Here is a 16979-nt window from a genome sequence, read left to right as displayed (position 1 = left end):
TATGCTGTCGAAACAAATTCCGCTCGGCATCTATGAAAAAGCGCTCCCTGCCGGGGAGTGCTGGCTGGAGCGCCTGCGGCTGGCGAAAACGCTGGGTTTTGACTTTGTTGAAATGTCGGTGGACGAGACCGACACCCGACTGGCGCGGCTCGACTGGAGTCGCGAGCAGCGCCTGGCGCTGGTGAGCGCGGTTGCTGAAACCGGCGTGCGTGTGCCGTCCATGTGTCTGAGCGCGCATCGTCGTTTTCCGCTCGGTAGCGAAGATGACGCGGTACGGGCGCAGGGGCTGGAGATTATGCGTAAAGCGATTCAGTTTGCGCAGGACGTCGGGATTCGCGTCATTCAACTGGCGGGGTACGACGTTTACTATCAGCAGGCCAACGACGAAACGCGTTGCCGCTTCCGCGATGGGTTAAAAGAGAGCGTTGATATGGCCAGCCGCGCCCAGGTGACGCTGGCGATGGAGATCATGGATTACCCATTGATGAATTCCATCAGTAAAGCGCTGGGCTATGCTCACTACCTCAATAACCCGTGGTTCCAGCTCTATCCGGATATCGGCAATCTGTCTGCCTGGGATAACGACGTACAGATGGAGCTACAGGCGGGAATCGGGCATATCGTCGCGGTACACGTCAAAGATACTAAACCCGGCGTGTTCAAAAATGTGCCGTTTGGCGAAGGCGTTGTCGATTTCGAACGCTGCTTCGAAACGCTCAAACAGAGTGGCTATTGCGGGCCCTATCTGATTGAGATGTGGAGTGAAACAGCAGAGAACCCGGCGGCAGAGGTAGCGAAAGCGCGTGACTGGGTGAAAGCGCGCATGGCCAGCGCCGGTCTGGTGGAGGCAGCCTAATGCAAAAGCTCAAGCAGCAGGTATTTGACGCTAACATGGATTTGCCCCGTTATGGACTGGTGACGTTTACCTGGGGCAACGTCAGCGCTATCGATCGCGAACGCGGGCTGGTGGTAATTAAGCCAAGCGGTGTCGCCTATGAAACCATGAAGGTAGATGACATGGTGGTGGTGGATATGGATGGCAAAGTGGTGGAGGGACGTTATCGTCCTTCTTCCGATACCGCTACCCATCTGGCGCTGTATCAACGCTATCCGTCGCTTGGCGGCGTCGTTCATACCCACTCCACCCACGCCACGGCATGGGCGCAGGCGGGGATGGCTATTCCGGCGCTCGGTACCACGCACGCGGACTATTTCTTTGGCGATATTCCTTGTACCAGAGCGTTAAGCGAAGAAGAAGTGCAGGGCGAGTACGAGCTGAACACCGGTAAGGTGATCATCGAAACGCTGGGCGAGGTGGAACCGCTGCATACGCCAGGTATTGTGGTGTATCAACACGGGCCGTTCGCCTGGGGGAAAGATGCGCACGATGCGGTACATAACGCGGTCGTCATGGAGGAAGTGGCAAAAATGGCGTGGATTGCGCGCGGCATTAACCCGGCGCTGAATCCCATCGACGATTATCTGATGAACAAGCACTTCATGCGTAAGCATGGCCCGAATGCGTATTACGGGCAGAAGTGAAGTATGAGCTCCGGAATGTGAATATTATCGGGATGTCACAGGTCTAATTCCGGAGCCATCTTTCCGCGAAAAAAGCCCCCTGTTCAGGGGGCAAATCAACTATGGCTTTTTCGTTGGTTTTCCTGATGCTAGCGATAAATATTCGCGCTGGCGTGTATATTGCCATTGCTACCCGGTTCCCGGATAAGTATGACGTGATAATACATTGCGTTTCGCACGTCGGCCTCTTCATTCAGCGCCAGATTGGCTTCACTTTCCGTGGCGAAGTTGTGGTTGATGTAGATCACGCCTAAGCTGCGCACATCATCCATATTTCTGGCCTGATGATTATTTAACTCGATGGCTGCCGTTGCCGTTATGCCAGGCAAAAGCGCAGCCAGAAATAACATTATCCGGGCTCGCATAGAGTACCTCCTCAGCAGCGCGGTCTGGTTGGCGATATCCCCCTTTAGTGAATCGCTTCTGGTTTAATTTTAACCATAACCCGCCGCAGAGATGGCGACCTTTTCTGATGCTGTTGTTCAAAAAATTATCGCATTGTCGTTTTTTACCTGATTAACAACCCGTTGATGTATGCCGCTATGTTTAAGAAACCCTGTGTGGCAAAAAAGTGCGCTGCCCACAGTGTCAATTTCTCTGCCGCAACAGGCCGTTTATAGTGGCATGCGATATGAAGTTAATATCTCAGCAGCAAAATGCGACGGGACAGGCGTTACGTTCGGCACGATAAATAATTGTACAATCACCTTGAGTTTGCCCGCAGGCGCCAGTATTATAACGCGTCATTTTTCAGCCGACCTTTAACACGTTCCTTGCCTCCATGGGCCGCGGCTGACCCAGACAGGAGGCTGAATAATCCGTAAGGAGCAATTCGATGCGTCATTACGAAATCGTTTTTATGGTCCATCCTGACCAGAGCGAACAGGTTCCGGGTATGATCGAGCGTTACTCTGCCGCCATCACTGGCGCAGAAGGCAAGATCCACCGTCTGGAAGACTGGGGCCGCCGTCAGCTGGCTTACCCGATCAACAAACTGCACAAAGCGCACTACGTTCTGATGAACGTTGAAGCGCCGCAGGAAGTGATCGATGAGCTGGAAACTACCTTCCGCTTCAACGATGCCGTTATCCGCAGCATGGTTATGCGTACTAAGCACGCTGTTACCGAAGCTTCTCCGATGGTTAAAGCGAAAGACGAGCGCCGTGAGCGTCGCGATGATTTCGCTAACGAAACCGCAGATGATGCTGAAGCTGGGGATTCTGAAGAGTAATTTCTGATGACCAACCGTCTGGCGTTGTCCGGCACCGTGTGCAGGGCCCCCCTTCGAAAGGTCAGTCCATCAGGAATTCCGCATTGCCAGTTCGTGCTTGAGCATCGTTCTGTGCAAGAGGAAGCCGGCTTTCACCGGCAGGCGTGGTGCCAAATGCCCGTTATTGTTAGCGGACACGAAAACCAGGCCATTACTCACAGTATAACGGTCGGCAGCCGCATAACCGTTCAGGGGTTTATCTCTTGCCACAAGGCAAAGAACGGTCTGAGCAAAATGGTTCTGCATGCCGAGCAGATTGAATTGATAGATTCTGGAGACTAGCCATATGGCACGTTATTTCCGTCGTCGCAAGTTCTGCCGTTTCACCGCGGAAGGCGTTCAAGAGATCGACTATAAAGATATCGCTACGCTGAAAAACTACATCACCGAAAGCGGTAAGATTGTCCCAAGCCGTATCACCGGTACCCGTGCAAAATACCAGCGTCAGCTGGCTCGCGCTATCAAACGCGCTCGCTACCTGTCTCTGCTGCCGTACACTGATCGCCATCAGTAATCGGTCACGGTCCATTAATACGACTTTGAGAGGATAAGGTAATGCAAGTTATTCTGCTTGATAAAGTAGCAAACCTGGGTAGCCTGGGTGATCAGGTTAACGTTAAAGCGGGCTATGCTCGTAACTTCCTGGTACCACAGGGTAAAGCTGTTCCGGCTACCAAGAAAAACGTTGAATACTTCGAAGCACGTCGCGCTGAACTGGAAGCTAAACTGGCTGACGTTCTGGCTGCTGCAAATGCACGCGCAGAGAAAATCAACGCCCTGGAAACCGTTACTATCGCGTCTAAAGCAGGCGACGAAGGTAAACTGTTCGGTTCCATCGGTACTCGCGACATCGCTGACGCTGTGACTGCAGCTGGCGTTGACGTGGCTAAGAGCGAAGTTCGTCTGCCGAACGGCGTTCTGCGTACCACTGGCGAACACGAAGTGAACTTCCAGGTTCACAGCGAAGTATTCGCAAAAGTTATCATCAACGTGGTTGCTGAGTAATCAGTCATTCTCGTTTTTGCTAGCAACAAAACGTCGGCCCAGCGCCGGCGTTTTGCTTTTTTAACCCCATAGCTTTTCGACTGGCTATCTCCCCCTCTTTTCGCGATAATCAAAAATAAAACATTATTTTAATTTCTTGGTGAAAGAATGGATACCCAACGCCAGGCCTCCCCGTTTGCCCGCAAAAACGTCGTTTATGTGTGTGCCGCATTTTGTTGCCTGCTATGGGGCAGCGCTTATCCAGCCATCAAAAGCGGTTATGACCTCTTTCAGATAGCCACCGACGATATCCCTTCTAAAATTGTTTTTGCTGGTTATCGTTTTTTATTTGCGGGTGGGTTGCTGCTACTGTTCGCGCTGCTTCAGCGTAAACCGATTGGTCGGTTTCGTCCGCGCCAGTTTGCTCAGTTAATGTTACTGGGTCTGACCCAGACGTCGCTGCAATATCTCTTTTTCTATATCGGCCTTGCGTTCACCTCCGGCGTGAAAGGCTCAATCATGAACGCGACAGGCACATTCTTCAGCGTATTGCTGGCGCACTTTATTTATCAGAACGACCGATTGAGCTACAACAAAACGCTCGGCTGTATTCTGGGCTTTGCGGGCGTCATGGTGGTGAACGTCAGCAACGGCCTGGATTTCAGCTTTAATCTGCCGGGAGAAGGCTCCGTGGTGCTGGCGGCGTTTATTCTTTCTGCGGCCACGTTGTATGGCAAACGTCTCTCGCAGACGGTCGATCCGATGGTCATGACTGGCTATCAATTGGGGATTGGCGGTCTGGTACTGGTCATTGGCGGTTACGTTTTTGGCGGTACGCTGACGATACATGGCTTCTCGTCGGTGGCGATTTTAGTCTACCTGACGCTGCTCTCGTCGGTCGCTTTTGCGCTATGGAGCATTTTACTCAAATATAATCGCGTGGGGATGATTGCGCCGTTTAACTTTCTGATACCGGTTTCCGGCGCGGCTCTTTCGGCTATTTTTCTCGGCGAGAATATCTTGGAGTGGAAATACATGATTGCGCTGGTGCTGGTATGTTCGGGGATCTGGTGGGTGAATAAGGTGAAGCGGTAATGCTTCACCTGAACGAATAGGGTACAGGCGGGGTAAGGCGTAGCCGGCGTTACTGTGCGCGAATAAAACTGCCGTCAGGCTGACGCGTAAACAGCACCTGTTGACCGTTATCGCCATCTATCGTTAAACCTGTCACCACCCCGCTGGCATTCTGGCGAATTTTAATCATTTGACCATTTTTGAGATTACTCAGCGGCTTGCCAGCGCCTTCTACCTGCGCCATTGCATAAACGTCTGTCGGGGGCAGTCCGTGGTCACGGAACAGTTGCGCCAGAGTTTTACCAGACTCTACCCGGTACGAGCGCCACTGTTGACCGATGCCGCTATCCTGCTGGAAAGGCTGCGTCTGCGGCTGGTTTTGTTCTTCCGGCTGGCCTTCCTGGATAGGTTCCGGCGCAACGGGCGCCACCTGATCCGGATCGTTTTGCGGCGCGACCAGCTGCGCCTGAAGCTGGGCCTCCGTCGGCGGCTGTGATTGCGATTGCAGATCCAATTGCGCTTCCCGCGTGACGACAGGCGAGTCGCTGGTCTCGCTGGCGGGCAGCAGGAAACCGATCACCAGCACGATAGCGGCAATGATAATGCCACGACGATGCATAGGCGGCAGCGGCTCCATGATGCGAAAATTATCCGGCGCGTGCCAGATTTTCGCCAGGGTTGGTTTTAATTCAAAGCGCCCGGGCATGGTTTACCTCCTGCTCCGCATCTCGTTCCTTAATCATAGAGTATAGATGGCTAACGCTATGATACTGGTAGTGCTATCCGCTTTCGTGACATCAATACGGATAATCTATTGTTTCTTTTTCCCTGCGATTTGTCATCCTCCCTGAGACAAAGTTTTACCAGAAGAAGCGTGGCTGTTATGCTGCCCGCTACTTTTTTGATATCCAATGAAGGAAAAATAATGGCCACCCCGACTTTTGACACTATTGAAGCGCAAGCGAGCTACGGCATTGGTTTGCAGGTAGGGCAGCAGCTCAGCGAATCCGGTCTTGAAGGGCTGTTGCCTGAAGCGCTGGTTGCTGGCATTGCTGATGCGCTGGAAGGTAAACACCCGGCGGTTCCTGTTGATGTGGTGCATCGCGCGCTGCGTGAAATTCATGAGCGTGCGGACGCGGTGCGTCGTGAGCGTTTCAAAGCGATGGCGGCCGAAGGCGTGAAATATCTGGAAGAAAACCGCGAAAAAGACGGTGTGAACAGTACTGAATCTGGTTTACAGTTCCGCGTTCTGACGCAGGGCGAAGGCGCGATTCCGGCGCGTACCGACCGCGTACGCGTGCATTACACCGGTAAGCTTATTGATGGCACCGTATTTGACAGCTCCGTCGCGCGCGGCGAGCCGGCTGAATTCCCGGTAAATGGCGTGATCGCCGGCTGGATTGAAGCGCTGACTCTGATGCCGGTAGGTTCCAAATGGGAACTGACTATCCCACAGGAGCTGGCCTATGGCGAGCGTGGGGCCGGGGCATCTATTCCGCCATTCAGCACCCTGGTGTTTGAGGTGGAACTGCTGGAAATTCTGTAAGCGCCCCGGGTTTGCCGGATGACGGCGTAAACGCCTTATCCGGCAACCCTGACTTCAGTAGATGCCAATATTTTATTTTGCAAATGGCGTCGTTACGTGTATTTTTGTGAGCTAATTCGCATTATCAAAGTGATATAACACTCATTTTAAACATAAAATTAACATTGTATTTAAATCTTAGTATTCATCCCGCCGATTCTTACCTAATATCGATGAGTCCTGATAACAGGATCGTCGTATCATAGACCAAAGGCCGTAGAGCCCGCACAACACAGACAGGTACAGGAAGAAAAACATGGTAGATCAGGTAAAAGTCGCAGCCGACGAACAGGCTCCGGCTGAACAGTCGCTACGGCGCAATCTTACAAACCGTCATATACAGCTTATCGCTATTGGCGGCGCTATTGGTACCGGTCTGTTTATGGGATCGGGTAAAACGATCAGTCTCGCCGGACCGTCGATCATTTTTGTGTATATGATCATCGGTTTTATGCTTTTTTTCGTGATGCGCGCCATGGGGGAATTGCTGCTCTCGAATCTGGAATATAAATCGTTTAGCGATTTTGCTTCCGACCTGCTTGGCCCCTGGGCGGGATATTTCACCGGCTGGACGTACTGGTTTTGCTGGGTAGTGACCGGTATGGCTGACGTGGTGGCGATTACCGCCTACGCGCAGTTCTGGTTTCCCGGCCTTTCCGATTGGGTCGCCTCGCTGGCGGTAGTGATCCTGCTGCTAAGCCTCAACCTCGCCACCGTTAAAATGTTTGGTGAAATGGAATTTTGGTTTGCTATGGTCAAAATCGTCGCCATCGTGGCGTTGATTGTGGTCGGGCTGGTGATGATTGCGATGCACTTTAAATCGCCGACCGGCGTTGAAGCGTCTTTCGCGCATCTGTGGAATGACGGCGGCTGGTTCCCGAAAGGTATTAGCGGGTTCTTTGCCGGTTTCCAGATTGCGGTGTTCGCCTTCGTGGGCATTGAGCTGGTCGGTACTACCGCCGCAGAAACTAAAGATCCGGAAAAATCGCTGCCGCGCGCGATTAACTCAATACCGATCCGTATCATCATGTTCTACGTCTTTGCGCTGATTGTCATTATGTCGGTGACGCCGTGGAGTTCCGTGGTGCCGGATAAGAGCCCGTTCGTTGAGCTGTTTGTACTGGTGGGTCTGCCTGCCGCCGCGAGCGTGATCAACTTTGTCGTGCTGACCTCGGCGGCGTCTTCCGCCAACAGCGGCGTCTTCTCGACCAGCCGTATGCTGTTTGGCCTGGCGCAAGAAGGCGTGGCGCCAAAAGCGTTCGCTAAGCTATCAAAACGCGCGGTACCGGCGAAAGGCCTGACCTTCTCCTGTATCTGCCTGCTGGGCGGCGTGGTTATGCTGATGGTCAACCCGAGCGTGATTGGCGCATTCACCATGATCACTACGGTTTCGGCTATCCTGTTTATGTTTGTCTGGACCATCATTCTGTGTTCATACCTGGTGTACCGCAAAAAGCGTCCCCACCTGCATGAAAAATCCATCTATAAGATGCCGCTCGGTAAGCTGATGTGCTGGGTCTGTATGGCGTTCTTTGCGTTCGTGCTGGTATTACTGACGCTGGAAGACGATACGCGCCAGGCGCTGATCGTGACGCCGCTGTGGTTTATCGCGTTGGGTCTGGGCTGGCTGTTGATAGGTAAGAAACGGATGGCGGGAATGCGTTAATTGTTTTGCCCGGTGGCGCTGGCGCTTACCGGGCTTACAGCGTAGCGTTGATTTGGAGGCCGGATAAGGCGCCGTTTACAGCCGCCATCCGGCAAAATGCCCGGCTGGCGATTATTCCCCGGCCAGCGCGCGTGGGAACAGCACGTTATTCTCCAGGCTGATGTGCTCCATCAGATCATCAATCATCTCATTAATGCCGTTATACATCGCTTTCCAGGTGGTACAGGCTTCTGGCGGCGGCGTTACATTTTGGGTGACGTGTTTGATGACGTCTACCAGCTCTCCCGCCTCGTCATGCTCGCTTTCCATTACGCTTATCGGGCCCGTTGCCTGGCGACCCATACCCTGTTTGATCATGGGGAACAGGATCTGTTCTTCTTTCATCATATGGCTGGAAAGCTCTTCATGCAGCGCGGTGAGATATTTTGTCAGGCCGCGTGGGACGTTTGGCTTATCCGCGTGGACGCGTTCCACTTTGGTTGCCTGCAGGATAAGCTCCGGCAGTTGTTCGCGATGTCGGTCATGATAGCGCACCACGATATGGTCAATAATGTCCGCCAGCGGAACGGCGCGCCAGTCTTTTTCGATGGGCTGTTCAGCCAACTGCGCGAGTTGCGCTTCAATGATGTCAATATCGACGTCGTGACGCGCGGCGGCGCGCGCCAGCGTCTGTTTTCCACCGCAGCAGTAATCCATATCGTACTGGCGAAACAGCGCCGATGCGCGGGGAATAGAGAGCGCCAGTTCGCCTAAAGGTTGATCGCGATAAGCCATAGCCGTTACCTCATTTGCAATAATATAAGTTGTATTTTAAATGCATCTTTAAGGCGAGGCTATAACTCTTTCGGGGTGCGTATAATTTAAGCGAGTATGAAATTAGCGTTCCGTGACCGGAACGACGGTCGCTTTTTCCGGTTTCGCTCTCACGGCAATGACCACGCCCGCCACCAGGAGCGCAATGCCGCTTAACGTCAGGAATGGCGGGATTTCCTGGCGCAGAATGAAGGTATAGAGCAGTCCCGCCAGCGTCTCAAAAACAATCAGCGGCCCTAAAATAACGGTTGGCAATTTTTGGCTGGCGATATTCCAGCACAGCGCGCCCACCCAGGAACACAGCACCGCGATGGCGATCATCAGACCGATAAACAGCGCGGGATGCGGGCCAAAGGGCAGGGTAAACAGCGGTTTCTGGATACTCAGCCACAGACAGACCGCCGCATAGCCGATTAACGAGACCGGCAGCGTAACCAGCGCCTGCGCCGTTGCCCACATCATGGGATGTTTGTCGGGATTTTCCCGCAGCCAGCGGGCGTTGCGCAGCGCATACCATGCCCAGCACGCTACGGAAATCAGCGCCAGCACAATGCCTGAACCATAGCGCCAGCCGCTAACATCGGATAATCCTTGACTAAGTTCAGCAATATTGACGCACAGCAGGCCAAAACCGATAAGCGCCAGCGCGGGCGCTAAACGCCGCCAGGATAATCTGCCGTCTCGTTGGCTATAGAGAACGTTAGCGAAAAGCGGAATGACGACCGGCAATGTCCCGATGATCATCGTCGACACCGGCGCGCCGGTTCGCTGAATGGCGCTGGCGAGGCAGGCGTAATAGATTACATTGCCCATCAGAGTCAGCGACAGGGCGGTGGACCAGTCTTTGCGCGTCAACTGGCGTAACCGCGTGCGGCCTAACCAGGCAATCGGTAGGGCAATCAGCCCCAGCGCCAGATAGCGTCCCATTGACTGTAAGAGGGCCGGGTAATCCGGCACGATTAACGGGCCGACGAAAATCAATCCCCACATTAGCCCTGCCAGCAGGGCGTATAGCACGCCGCTAATCATCAGATTCTCCTCATAAACCGTTCCGTCATTATCAGAGAAGGTCTATGAGGATGCTACATAAATTAACTAAATTTTAACACTTACAGTACGGAGCGAAGGCTTTCTGTGAGCGTCGTCGTCGGGCGACCGATGAGTTTACGCAGCGTATGGCTGTCATCAAACAGGCCGCCTTTCGCCGCGCCAGCGTCAGAATTGGCCAACATATCCGCCAGTCCGTCAGGCAGGCCTGCGCCTTTCAGCGCGGCGGCAAAATCGACTTCGCTCAGGTTCTGGTAGACGATTTTTTTTCCGCTCTGATGAGTAAGTTCATCCGCCAACTGGCGTAATGTCCAGGCGTCATCACCCGCCAGCTCGTAGACATTCCCGGCGTGACCCTCTTCACAGATGACGCGCGCGGCGGCGGCGGCATAGTCAGCGCGCATTGCGGAGGCGATTTTCCCTTCTCCCGCCGCGCCAATAAAGACGCCATGTTTCAGCGCGGCAGGGACGCTCGCCAGGTAGTTTTCCGTATACCAGCCGTTACGTAATAGCGTGTGAGGAATACCTGACTCAGCCAGCATCTTTTCCGTTTCAATATGTTCATCGGCGAGCGCCAGCGGCGATTTATCCGCATGTAGCAGGCTGGTATAGGCGATGAATTTCACCTTCGCGGCAATGGCGGCCTGAATAACGTTGCGGTGCTGCGCGGTGCGTTGTCCCACTTCGCTGGATGATATAAGCAGCAGTTTATCAACGCCCTGTAAGGCGGTGGTCAGCGCGGCTTCGTTAGCGTAATCCGCCTGGCGAACGGCAATCCCGCGCTGACTGAGCGGGGCGGCTTTTTTCGGGTTACGGACGATCGCGATGAGGTGACTGGCGGGCGTCGTTTTTAGCAGGTTTTCAATAACGTGTTGGCCCAGTTGGCCTGTTGCGCCAGTGATAGCAATCATGGTGAACTCCTCAGTGTTGGTCTTGTGTTTTATTACGCTACCACCTAAACTTACTTTTAGTAAGTACGTACAAAAAGGTAAGTATCAATGCGCGCTCATACTCTTTCCCGGCAGTTGCGTGAAGGCAATCTCTTTGCTGAACAGTGCCCGTCCCGTGAGGTGTTAAAACATGTCACCAGTCGCTGGGGCGTACTGATTCTGGTGGCGTTACGCGACGGTACACACCGTTTTAGCGACCTGCGCCGCAAGATGGGAGGCGTGAGTGAAAAGATGCTGGCGCAGTCGTTACAGGCGCTTGAACAGGACGGATTTCTCAACCGGGTGTCATATCCAGTTGTTCCGCCGCATGTGGAGTACAGCCTGACGCCGCTTGGCGAGCAGGTGAGTGATAAAGTCGCCGCGCTGGCGGACTGGATAGAACTGAATTTGCCCCAGGTATTGGCGCAGCGGGACCGTTTATCAGATGACGGCTAGCGCTTTATTCGGCCTGCCAGTCAGGCCGAATAAACGCAGCGCCATACGGGACACACGTTACTTGCTCAAATCCACCTGATAAATGGCAAAACCAATATCATCGACGGCAACCTTCTTCATCGGATACTGTCCTTTCGCTTTAATGAAGGCAGCGGCTTTATCGCCTGGCGATGTTTCAAAGCGGATATCCAGCGCCGTATTGCTGTGGATTGGCGCCAGACGCCAGTTATTATCCGCCGCCGGATGGATTTCGCCCGCGCGTTTTGACTCTGCGCCAATCCATGCCGCCAGCACGGCGCGATTTTCATCCGGAGATGCAAAGGCGATATGGCTGTCGCCCGTGCCGGCAAACTTGCCGCCGTAAGCGCGATAGTTATTCGTGGCGACCAGGAACGTAGCGTTCGGGTCGACAGGCTTACCGTTAAAGGTCAGGTTTTTAATACGTTCCGCCTGCGGATTCACCATCTGGCATTCGCCATCATAGCGGGCGGGCTGTGACACATCGATTTGATAATTCACGCCGTCAATGACATCGAAATTATAGGTGCGAAAGCCATCCCAATTGATCAACGATTGCGGTTTGTTGCTGTGAATATCAATCTGATTAAATTGTCCGGCAGAACATTCCAGCCACTCTTTTACCTCCTTGCCGCTGGCTTTCACCACCACCAGCGTATTCGGATAGAGATAAAGATCGGCGGCGTTACGGAAGGTCAACTGGCCTTTTTCCACTTCGACAAAACTGGCAGGATCGTTCTTACGCCCGCCAACTTTAAACGGCGCGGCGGCGGACAGCACCGGCAGTTTCGCCAGATCCGGATCGCCCTGAATAAAGTGTTCCACATACGCTTTTTGCGCGTTATTCACCACCTGTACGGTAGGATCGTCCTGCACCAGAGCAAGATAACTGTACATGTTATCGGCGGATTTACCGATGGGCTTGCTGACAAACTCGCGGGTGGCATCGTGATCGGCTTTCAGAATACCGACCAGCTTACTGTCTTCCGCTGCCAGCGACTTTTTAGCGGCGGCGTCATAGATAGGCCGCGCTTCCGCTTTCGCCTGCGTAACCTGCCATTTGCCGCTGTCGTTATTGAGCACCAGATCGACCACTCCCAGATGGTCGCCCCACATGCCAGGCATTACCGCAGGAATGCCGTTAAGCGTACCTTTGGCGATATCCGCGCCTTTGATGTCGGCAAAATCTTTACCGGGGAAGACGGCGTGGGCGTGGCCAAACATAATCGCGTCGACGCCGGGAACTTCGCTGAGGTAATAAACCGAGTTTTCCGCCATGCTGTGGTACGGATCGGCAGAAAGGCCTGAATGAGCAATGACTACCACGATATCTGCGCCTTTCTCGCGCATTTCGGGCACATATTTCCGGGCGGTTTCCGTAATGTCATTGACGGTAACTTTGCCGCTCAGGTTCGCTTTATCCCAAATCATGATTTGCGGCGGGACAAAGCCGATATAGCCAATTTTCAGGGTTTGCGGGTTGCCGTCTTTATCAATAACGTTCGTCTCTTTAATCAGATAAGGCGTAAAGAGCGGCTTTTGGGTTTTAACGTCGATAATATTGGCGTTAACATAAGGGAATTTCGCGCCAGCCAGCGCGTTATGCAGATAGTCCAGACCATAATTAAACTCATGGTTGCCGAGGTTTCCAACCGCGTAATCCAGAGTGTTGAGCGCTTTATAGACCGGGTGAACGTCACCGTCTTTGAGCCCTTTTGCCGCCATATAATCGCCCAGAGGGCTCCCCTGAATCAGGTCGCCGTTATCCACCAGCACGCTGTTTTTGACTTCATTTCGGGCGGCATGAATCAAACTTGCGGTACGTACCAATCCGAATTTTTCGGTTGCGGTATCCTTGTAATAATCGAAATCCATCATGTTGCTATGTAAATCAGTAGTTTCCATGATACGGAGATCGACGGTGGCCGCATTCACGCTGGCGGCGATCAGCGTAGCCAGAAGCGTTGCACTAAACTTAATCATCAGAGGCACCTTTTAAGAACGCAATAGAAAAGCCGGATAGTGAAAAATAGCGATGATAAACAGTGAAACCCGATATCGTTCCGACCGTCGCCAGAAGAAGGCGAAACCGCCCCATCCGGCCGATTTTTTGCGAGTGTTCACAGAAGGGTGAATCATGCCATGAAAGGTATTATCAAAACCGCAGACGGTATCACAGTTGGCGGAACCCTTAACGATCGGGTATAAGTAAAACAACGAGTTAACGCCCCCGTCATAAAGAGGTGGAGAATGTTAGAACAAGTATGCCAGCTTGCACGGAACGCGGGCGATGCCATTATGCAGGTTTATGATGGAGCCAAACCGATGGAGTACGCCCGCAAGCAGGACGATTCTCCAGTCACTGCGGCGGATATCGCCGCACATACCGTGATTCTCGAAGGGTTACGCACGCTCACGCCGGATATTCCGGTGCTTTCAGAAGAAGATCCGCCTGCCTGGGAAGTGCGCCAGCACTGGCAGCGCTACTGGCTGGTCGATCCGCTCGACGGCACCAAAGAGTTCATCAAGCGCAATGGCGAATTCACGGTCAATATCGCGCTGATTGAGCAGGGCAAACCGGTGTTGGGCGTGGTCTATGCGCCGGTGCTGAAAGTGATGTACTACGCGGCGGAAGGTAAGGCCTGGAAAGAGGAGTGCGGAGTGCGTAAGCAGATTCAGGTCCGGGATGCCCGCCCGCCGCTGGTGGTGATTAGCCGTTCGCATACGGATGATGAACTCACCGAATATCTCCAACAGCTTGGCGAACATCAGACAACTTCTATTGGTTCCTCGCTGAAATTCTGTCTTGTGGCGGAAGGCCAGGCGCAGCTTTACCCCAGATTTGGGCCGACCAGCGTCTGGGACACTGCCGCAGGTCATGCCATTGCCGTTGCAGCCGGGGCGCACGTTCACGACTGGCAGGGAAAAACGCTGGACTATACCCCTCGTGAATCGTTCCTTAACCCCGGCTTCCGGGTGACTATTTACTGAGGAGCTTATGCAGCAGGTCGACCACCTGCTGTACCTCTTGCTGGGTTAACGCGCCATCTTTCACCCATTGAACCCGACCGTCTTTGTCAAGCACGATGACGGCGGACCCCTCTTCTTTTAATTGCCAGGCGTTACGCGCCACGCCATTGCTGTCGACAATAAATTGCGACCACGGATAGAGCTTTTTATTACTTTCTATACTGCTACGCACGAACATACCGGAGCCTGGGATCGCATCATCAGTGTTCACAATTGTGGTCGTCTGGTATCTGTCATGCGGGAGCTTGGCTGATTTAATCGCTTCAATCAGCGTGGCGTTTTTTTCCTTCGCTGACGTTCGACCCGCAATGTGCAGCAGGACGCGCACTTTTCCCGCCAGCTGCGCGCTATTCCAGTTTTTATAACTAAACTCATCTTTATTCAACGTCAGTTCGCCACGATCGGCAATGCCTACCGGCGGCACCCGTTGGTTAACTTCAAGGTTATGCGCACAAGCCATTATGGGGAGTAGCAGACACGACATCGCCAGAATTTTACGTAGGGTCATGGTCATTCCTTCTTTATTTTTTTGCAGGTGATCCGACCACTTTGGGCCGATAGTTAATCATATGTGCGATTGATGCTTTTTCCCGCAAAGGGGATGCCAGTTTGCGGGCGGGCGCACACTTCCTGTGAAAAATGAAGGCATATACTGAGAAAAATGAGCTGATGTTTAGATAATTCTGAATAACTGTAATCAAAAGGTAAATATACTTATGCACACTGGAAACGACGTAGATATGGTCTATAGTCATATGGCATTAAAATTTGCGCCTTAAAACTGTTGGGCCGATTGTGGCACCGCAAGGGCGTAATACACTGCAGGAGACAACAATGAAAATTTTCCAACGCTACAACCCGCTACAGGTGGCGAAGTACGTGAAGATCCTGTTCCGTGGACGGTTATATATCAAGGATGTTGGCGCTTTTGAGTTCGATAAGGGGAAGATTCTTATCCCAAAAGTGAGAGACAAGCAGCACTTGTCTGTGATGTCTGAAGTTAACCGTCAGGTTATGCGTCTGCAAACTGAGATGGCGTAACCAAAAGTGCTATGCAGTAGGTTAAAAAAGTAAAAAAAAACGGCTCCTGAATCAGGAGCCGTTGATGTTTCTGGCAAACGGATTTCAGGCCGCGCTGTCTTCTTTACCTTGCGCATCGGGCAGTTTCGGTGCCGGTACGTTGCTTTTATTGTCGAGACGCGTCACCAGCAACTGATCGATACGGTAGTTGTCGATATCCACCACTTCAAATTTGTAGCCGGAAAACTTCACCGAATCAGTACGTTTTGGAATCTTGCGCAGCATAAACATCATAAAGCCGCCAATGGTTTCATAGTTGCCGGATTGCGGAAACTCATCGATATCCAGCACGCGCATGACGTCGTCAATCGGCGTGCCGCCGTCAACCAGCCAGGAATTTTCATCGCGCGCCACAATTTGCTCTTCCAGTCCCTGGCCGACCAGGTCACCCATTAGCGTGGTCATCACATCGTTCAGCGTAATGATACCGACGACCAGTGCGTATTCATTCATAATGACCGCGAAATCCTCGCCCGCCGTTTTGAAACTTTCCAGCGCCTCAGAAAGGGTCAGCGTATCCGGCACAATCAAGGTATTGCGAATTTGCACGCCGCCATTCAGCGCCATACTTTGGTTCGCCAGCACGCGGTTCAGCAGATCTTTGGAGTCTACATAGCCGATGATGTGGTCGATATCTTCATTACACACCAAAAATTTTGAGTGCGGATGTTCGGCGACCTTTTTCTTCAGGCTTTGTTCGTCTTCGTGCAGATCAAACCAGATGATACTTTCGCGCGGCGTCATGGAAGACGGTACGGTGCGGGATTCAAGTTCAAACACATTTTCAATCAGTTCATGCTCTTGCTTGCGCAAGACGCCCGCCAGCGCGCCGGCTTCCACCACTGCGTAAATATCATCAGAAGTAATGTCGTCTTTCCGCACCATTGGAATTTTGAACAGGCGGAAGATGTTGTTTGCCATGCCGTTAAACAGCCACACCAGCGGGCGAAAAACGAACAGGCAGAAGCGCATCGGGTTGATGATACGCAAAGCCACAGCTTCTGGCGCAATCATACCGATGCGTTTCGGGGTTAAATCCGCGAACAGGATAAACAGCCCCGTCACCAGCGAGAAAGAGAGAATAAAGCTCAGCTGCTCGGAGAGTTCTGGCGACATATAGTGCGAGAAAAGGGCGGAAAAGGCGGGCGAAAATGCCGCATCGCCGACGATACCGCCAAGAATAGCGACGGCGTTCAGGCCAATTTGCACAACGGTGAAAAACATGCCGGGATTTTCCTGCATTTTCAATACGCGTTGTGCGTTGATACTGCCTTCATCAGCTAATAACTTAAGTTTAATCTTACGTGATGCGGCAAGCGAGATCTCGGAGATGGAGAAGAACGCACTTACAGCGATCAGGCAGAATATAATGAATATACTGTTTAACATATCTTATCCGGCGAAACGCCAGATCCTCGGAAGGGAAGTTTATAAATCCGTGTGGTA

At 52.7% G+C, this 16979-nt stretch carries 21 protein-coding genes; 13 read left to right on the top strand and 8 right to left on the bottom strand.

Annotation, left to right across the window (positions count from 1 at the left end; all coding sequences use genetic code 11):
- The first annotated feature begins 1 nt into the window (after position 1).
- The gene (ulaE, locus tag K8W53_RS20765; protein ID WP_023224891.1) at positions 2 to 856 is read left to right on the top strand and encodes an L-ribulose-5-phosphate 3-epimerase UlaE; all 855 of its coding nucleotides are present in this window, start codon (positions 2 to 4) and stop codon (positions 854 to 856) included.
- Positions 856 to 1542: an L-ribulose-5-phosphate 4-epimerase gene (locus K8W53_RS20760; protein ID WP_001170770.1), complete on the top strand. Its 687-nt coding sequence runs from the start codon at positions 856 to 858 to the stop codon at positions 1540 to 1542. Before ulaE ends, K8W53_RS20760 begins: the two co-directional genes overlap by 1 nt.
- Before the next feature lie 128 nt (positions 1543 to 1670).
- Here the strand turns inward: K8W53_RS20760 and yjfY are convergent, their stop codons facing one another.
- Positions 1671 to 1946, bottom strand: coding sequence for a DUF1471 family protein YjfY (yjfY, locus tag K8W53_RS20755; protein WP_001529484.1), 276 nt, complete (start codon positions 1944 to 1946; stop codon positions 1671 to 1673).
- 193 nt (positions 1947 to 2139) lie between these two features.
- On the opposite strand from yjfY, the gene K8W53_RS20750 reads away from it, so the two are divergent.
- From K8W53_RS20750 to K8W53_RS20725, 6 genes are all read left to right on the top strand, one after another.
- Positions 2140 to 2346, top strand: a complete 207-nt coding sequence (locus tag K8W53_RS20750) for a hypothetical protein (protein WP_024132254.1) — start codon at positions 2140 to 2142, stop codon at positions 2344 to 2346.
- A gap of 70 nt (positions 2347 to 2416) precedes the next feature.
- A complete protein-coding gene (gene rpsF / locus K8W53_RS20745) occupies positions 2417 to 2812 on the top strand; it encodes a 30S ribosomal protein S6 (RefSeq protein ID WP_001216673.1) in 396 nt (131 codons plus the stop codon).
- Positions 2813 to 2818: 6 nt separating this feature from the next.
- Complete coding sequence (priB, locus tag K8W53_RS20740) at positions 2819 to 3133, top strand: primosomal replication protein N (RefSeq protein WP_001519453.1); 315 nt, start codon at positions 2819 to 2821, stop codon at positions 3131 to 3133.
- 4 nt (positions 3134 to 3137) lie between these two features.
- The gene (rpsR, locus tag K8W53_RS20735; RefSeq protein ID WP_000135199.1) at positions 3138 to 3365 is read left to right on the top strand and encodes a 30S ribosomal protein S18; all 228 of its coding nucleotides are present in this window, start codon (positions 3138 to 3140) and stop codon (positions 3363 to 3365) included.
- A 41-nt stretch (positions 3366 to 3406) separates the two neighbouring features.
- Positions 3407 to 3856 (top strand): 50S ribosomal protein L9, encoded by a 450-nt coding sequence (rplI, locus tag K8W53_RS20730; protein ID WP_001196065.1) that lies wholly within the window; start codon positions 3407 to 3409, stop codon positions 3854 to 3856.
- Positions 3857 to 4003: 147 nt separating this feature from the next.
- Entirely contained in the window at positions 4004 to 4930 is a 927-nt protein-coding gene (locus tag K8W53_RS20725; protein ID WP_023224890.1) for a DMT family transporter, read from the top strand.
- Between the two features lie 49 nt (positions 4931 to 4979).
- On the opposite strand, the gene K8W53_RS20720 is transcribed toward K8W53_RS20725, so the two are convergent.
- A complete protein-coding gene (locus tag K8W53_RS20720) occupies positions 4980 to 5615 on the bottom strand; it encodes an OapA family protein (RefSeq protein WP_001119448.1) in 636 nt (211 codons plus the stop codon).
- A gap of 219 nt (positions 5616 to 5834) precedes the next feature.
- Here K8W53_RS20720 and fklB point away from each other — a divergent pair, with 219 nt between their 5' ends.
- Positions 5835 to 6455 (top strand): FKBP-type peptidyl-prolyl cis-trans isomerase, encoded by a 621-nt coding sequence (gene fklB / locus K8W53_RS20715; protein WP_000235161.1) that lies wholly within the window; start codon positions 5835 to 5837, stop codon positions 6453 to 6455.
- Between the two features lie 295 nt (positions 6456 to 6750).
- A complete protein-coding gene (gene cycA, locus K8W53_RS20710) occupies positions 6751 to 8160 on the top strand; it encodes a D-serine/D-alanine/glycine transporter (protein WP_000228322.1) in 1410 nt (469 codons plus the stop codon).
- Between the two features lie 111 nt (positions 8161 to 8271).
- On the opposite strand, the gene ytfE is transcribed toward cycA, so the two are convergent.
- From ytfE to K8W53_RS20695, 3 genes are all read right to left on the bottom strand, one after another.
- Positions 8272 to 8934 (bottom strand): iron-sulfur cluster repair protein YtfE, encoded by a 663-nt coding sequence (gene ytfE / locus K8W53_RS20705; RefSeq protein ID WP_000331471.1) that lies wholly within the window; start codon positions 8932 to 8934, stop codon positions 8272 to 8274.
- A 102-nt stretch (positions 8935 to 9036) separates the two neighbouring features.
- Positions 9037 to 10002, bottom strand: coding sequence for a DMT family transporter (locus tag K8W53_RS20700; protein ID WP_000623290.1), 966 nt, complete (start codon positions 10000 to 10002; stop codon positions 9037 to 9039).
- 80 nt (positions 10003 to 10082) lie between these two features.
- A complete protein-coding gene (locus K8W53_RS20695) occupies positions 10083 to 10931 on the bottom strand; it encodes an SDR family oxidoreductase (RefSeq protein WP_023224888.1) in 849 nt (282 codons plus the stop codon).
- 87 nt (positions 10932 to 11018) lie between these two features.
- Here K8W53_RS20695 and K8W53_RS20690 point away from each other — a divergent pair, with 87 nt between their 5' ends.
- Positions 11019 to 11405 carry a winged helix-turn-helix transcriptional regulator gene (locus K8W53_RS20690; protein ID WP_001201294.1) on the top strand — a complete coding sequence of 129 codons (387 nt, stop codon included), beginning with the start codon at positions 11019 to 11021 and terminating at the stop codon, positions 11403 to 11405.
- Positions 11406 to 11462: 57 nt separating this feature from the next.
- Here the strand turns inward: K8W53_RS20690 and K8W53_RS20685 are convergent, their stop codons facing one another.
- On the bottom strand, positions 11463 to 13406 hold the full coding sequence (locus K8W53_RS20685; RefSeq protein WP_023224887.1) for a bifunctional 2',3'-cyclic-nucleotide 2'-phosphodiesterase/3'-nucleotidase: 1944 nt from the start codon (positions 13404 to 13406) through the stop codon (positions 11463 to 11465).
- A gap of 267 nt (positions 13407 to 13673) precedes the next feature.
- Between K8W53_RS20685 and cysQ the strand changes: the two genes are divergently transcribed.
- A complete protein-coding gene (cysQ, locus tag K8W53_RS20680; RefSeq protein ID WP_000893398.1) occupies positions 13674 to 14414 on the top strand; it encodes a 3'(2'),5'-bisphosphate nucleotidase CysQ in 741 nt (246 codons plus the stop codon).
- Here the strand turns inward: cysQ and K8W53_RS20675 are convergent.
- Positions 14404 to 14961 (bottom strand): YtfJ family protein, encoded by a 558-nt coding sequence (locus tag K8W53_RS20675; protein WP_000175305.1) that lies wholly within the window; start codon positions 14959 to 14961, stop codon positions 14404 to 14406. The genes cysQ and K8W53_RS20675 overlap by 11 nt on opposite strands.
- A gap of 326 nt (positions 14962 to 15287) precedes the next feature.
- Here K8W53_RS20675 and K8W53_RS20670 point away from each other — a divergent pair, with 326 nt between their 5' ends.
- Positions 15288 to 15494 carry a DUF1107 domain-containing protein gene (locus K8W53_RS20670; protein WP_000689229.1) on the top strand — a complete coding sequence of 69 codons (207 nt, stop codon included), beginning with the start codon at positions 15288 to 15290 and terminating at the stop codon, positions 15492 to 15494.
- Between the two features lie 84 nt (positions 15495 to 15578).
- Here K8W53_RS20670 and K8W53_RS20665 read toward each other — a convergent pair whose 3' ends face one another.
- A complete protein-coding gene (locus K8W53_RS20665) occupies positions 15579 to 16922 on the bottom strand; it encodes a hemolysin family protein (protein ID WP_000934970.1) in 1344 nt (447 codons plus the stop codon).
- Positions 16923 to 16979: the final 57 nt, after the last annotated feature.

Source organism: Salmonella sp. A29-2, from assembly GCF_020150755.1.
Classification (GTDB): Bacteria; Pseudomonadota; Gammaproteobacteria; order Enterobacterales; family Enterobacteriaceae; genus Salmonella; species Salmonella enterica.
The sequence above is the reverse complement of the archived record's forward strand: the minus strand, read 5'-3'. Positions and strand labels throughout refer to the sequence as shown.

What these genes read in the sequence shown, in the direction of transcription:
- ulaE (WP_023224891.1), top strand. Translation starts at nt 2, where the DNA reads ATGCTGTCGAAACAAATTCCGCTCGGCATCTATGAAAAAGCGCTCCCT.
- K8W53_RS20760 (WP_001170770.1), top strand. Translation starts at nt 856, where the DNA reads ATGCAAAAGCTCAAGCAGCAGGTATTTGACGCTAACATGGATTTGCCC.
- yjfY (WP_001529484.1), bottom strand. Translation starts at nt 1,946, where the DNA reads ATGCGAGCCCGGATAATGTTATTTCTGGCTGCGCTTTTGCCTGGCATA.
- rpsF (WP_001216673.1), top strand. Translation starts at nt 2,417, where the DNA reads ATGCGTCATTACGAAATCGTTTTTATGGTCCATCCTGACCAGAGCGAA.
- priB (WP_001519453.1), top strand. Translation starts at nt 2,819, where the DNA reads ATGACCAACCGTCTGGCGTTGTCCGGCACCGTGTGCAGGGCCCCCCTT.
- rpsR (WP_000135199.1), top strand. Translation starts at nt 3,138, where the DNA reads ATGGCACGTTATTTCCGTCGTCGCAAGTTCTGCCGTTTCACCGCGGAA.
- rplI (WP_001196065.1), top strand. Translation starts at nt 3,407, where the DNA reads ATGCAAGTTATTCTGCTTGATAAAGTAGCAAACCTGGGTAGCCTGGGT.
- K8W53_RS20725 (WP_023224890.1), top strand. Translation starts at nt 4,004, where the DNA reads ATGGATACCCAACGCCAGGCCTCCCCGTTTGCCCGCAAAAACGTCGTT.
- K8W53_RS20720 (WP_001119448.1), bottom strand. Translation starts at nt 5,615, where the DNA reads ATGCCCGGGCGCTTTGAATTAAAACCAACCCTGGCGAAAATCTGGCAC.
- fklB (WP_000235161.1), top strand. Translation starts at nt 5,835, where the DNA reads ATGGCCACCCCGACTTTTGACACTATTGAAGCGCAAGCGAGCTACGGC.
- cycA (WP_000228322.1), top strand. Translation starts at nt 6,751, where the DNA reads ATGGTAGATCAGGTAAAAGTCGCAGCCGACGAACAGGCTCCGGCTGAA.
- ytfE (WP_000331471.1), bottom strand. Translation starts at nt 8,934, where the DNA reads ATGGCTTATCGCGATCAACCTTTAGGCGAACTGGCGCTCTCTATTCCC.
- K8W53_RS20700 (WP_000623290.1), bottom strand. Translation starts at nt 10,002, where the DNA reads ATGATTAGCGGCGTGCTATACGCCCTGCTGGCAGGGCTAATGTGGGGA.
- K8W53_RS20695 (WP_023224888.1), bottom strand. Translation starts at nt 10,931, where the DNA reads ATGATTGCTATCACTGGCGCAACAGGCCAACTGGGCCAACACGTTATT.
- K8W53_RS20690 (WP_001201294.1), top strand. Translation starts at nt 11,019, where the DNA reads ATGCGCGCTCATACTCTTTCCCGGCAGTTGCGTGAAGGCAATCTCTTT.
- K8W53_RS20685 (WP_023224887.1), bottom strand. Translation starts at nt 13,406, where the DNA reads ATGATTAAGTTTAGTGCAACGCTTCTGGCTACGCTGATCGCCGCCAGC.
- cysQ (WP_000893398.1), top strand. Translation starts at nt 13,674, where the DNA reads ATGTTAGAACAAGTATGCCAGCTTGCACGGAACGCGGGCGATGCCATT.
- K8W53_RS20675 (WP_000175305.1), bottom strand. Translation starts at nt 14,961, where the DNA reads ATGACCCTACGTAAAATTCTGGCGATGTCGTGTCTGCTACTCCCCATA.
- K8W53_RS20670 (WP_000689229.1), top strand. Translation starts at nt 15,288, where the DNA reads ATGAAAATTTTCCAACGCTACAACCCGCTACAGGTGGCGAAGTACGTG.
- K8W53_RS20665 (WP_000934970.1), bottom strand. Translation starts at nt 16,922, where the DNA reads ATGTTAAACAGTATATTCATTATATTCTGCCTGATCGCTGTAAGTGCG.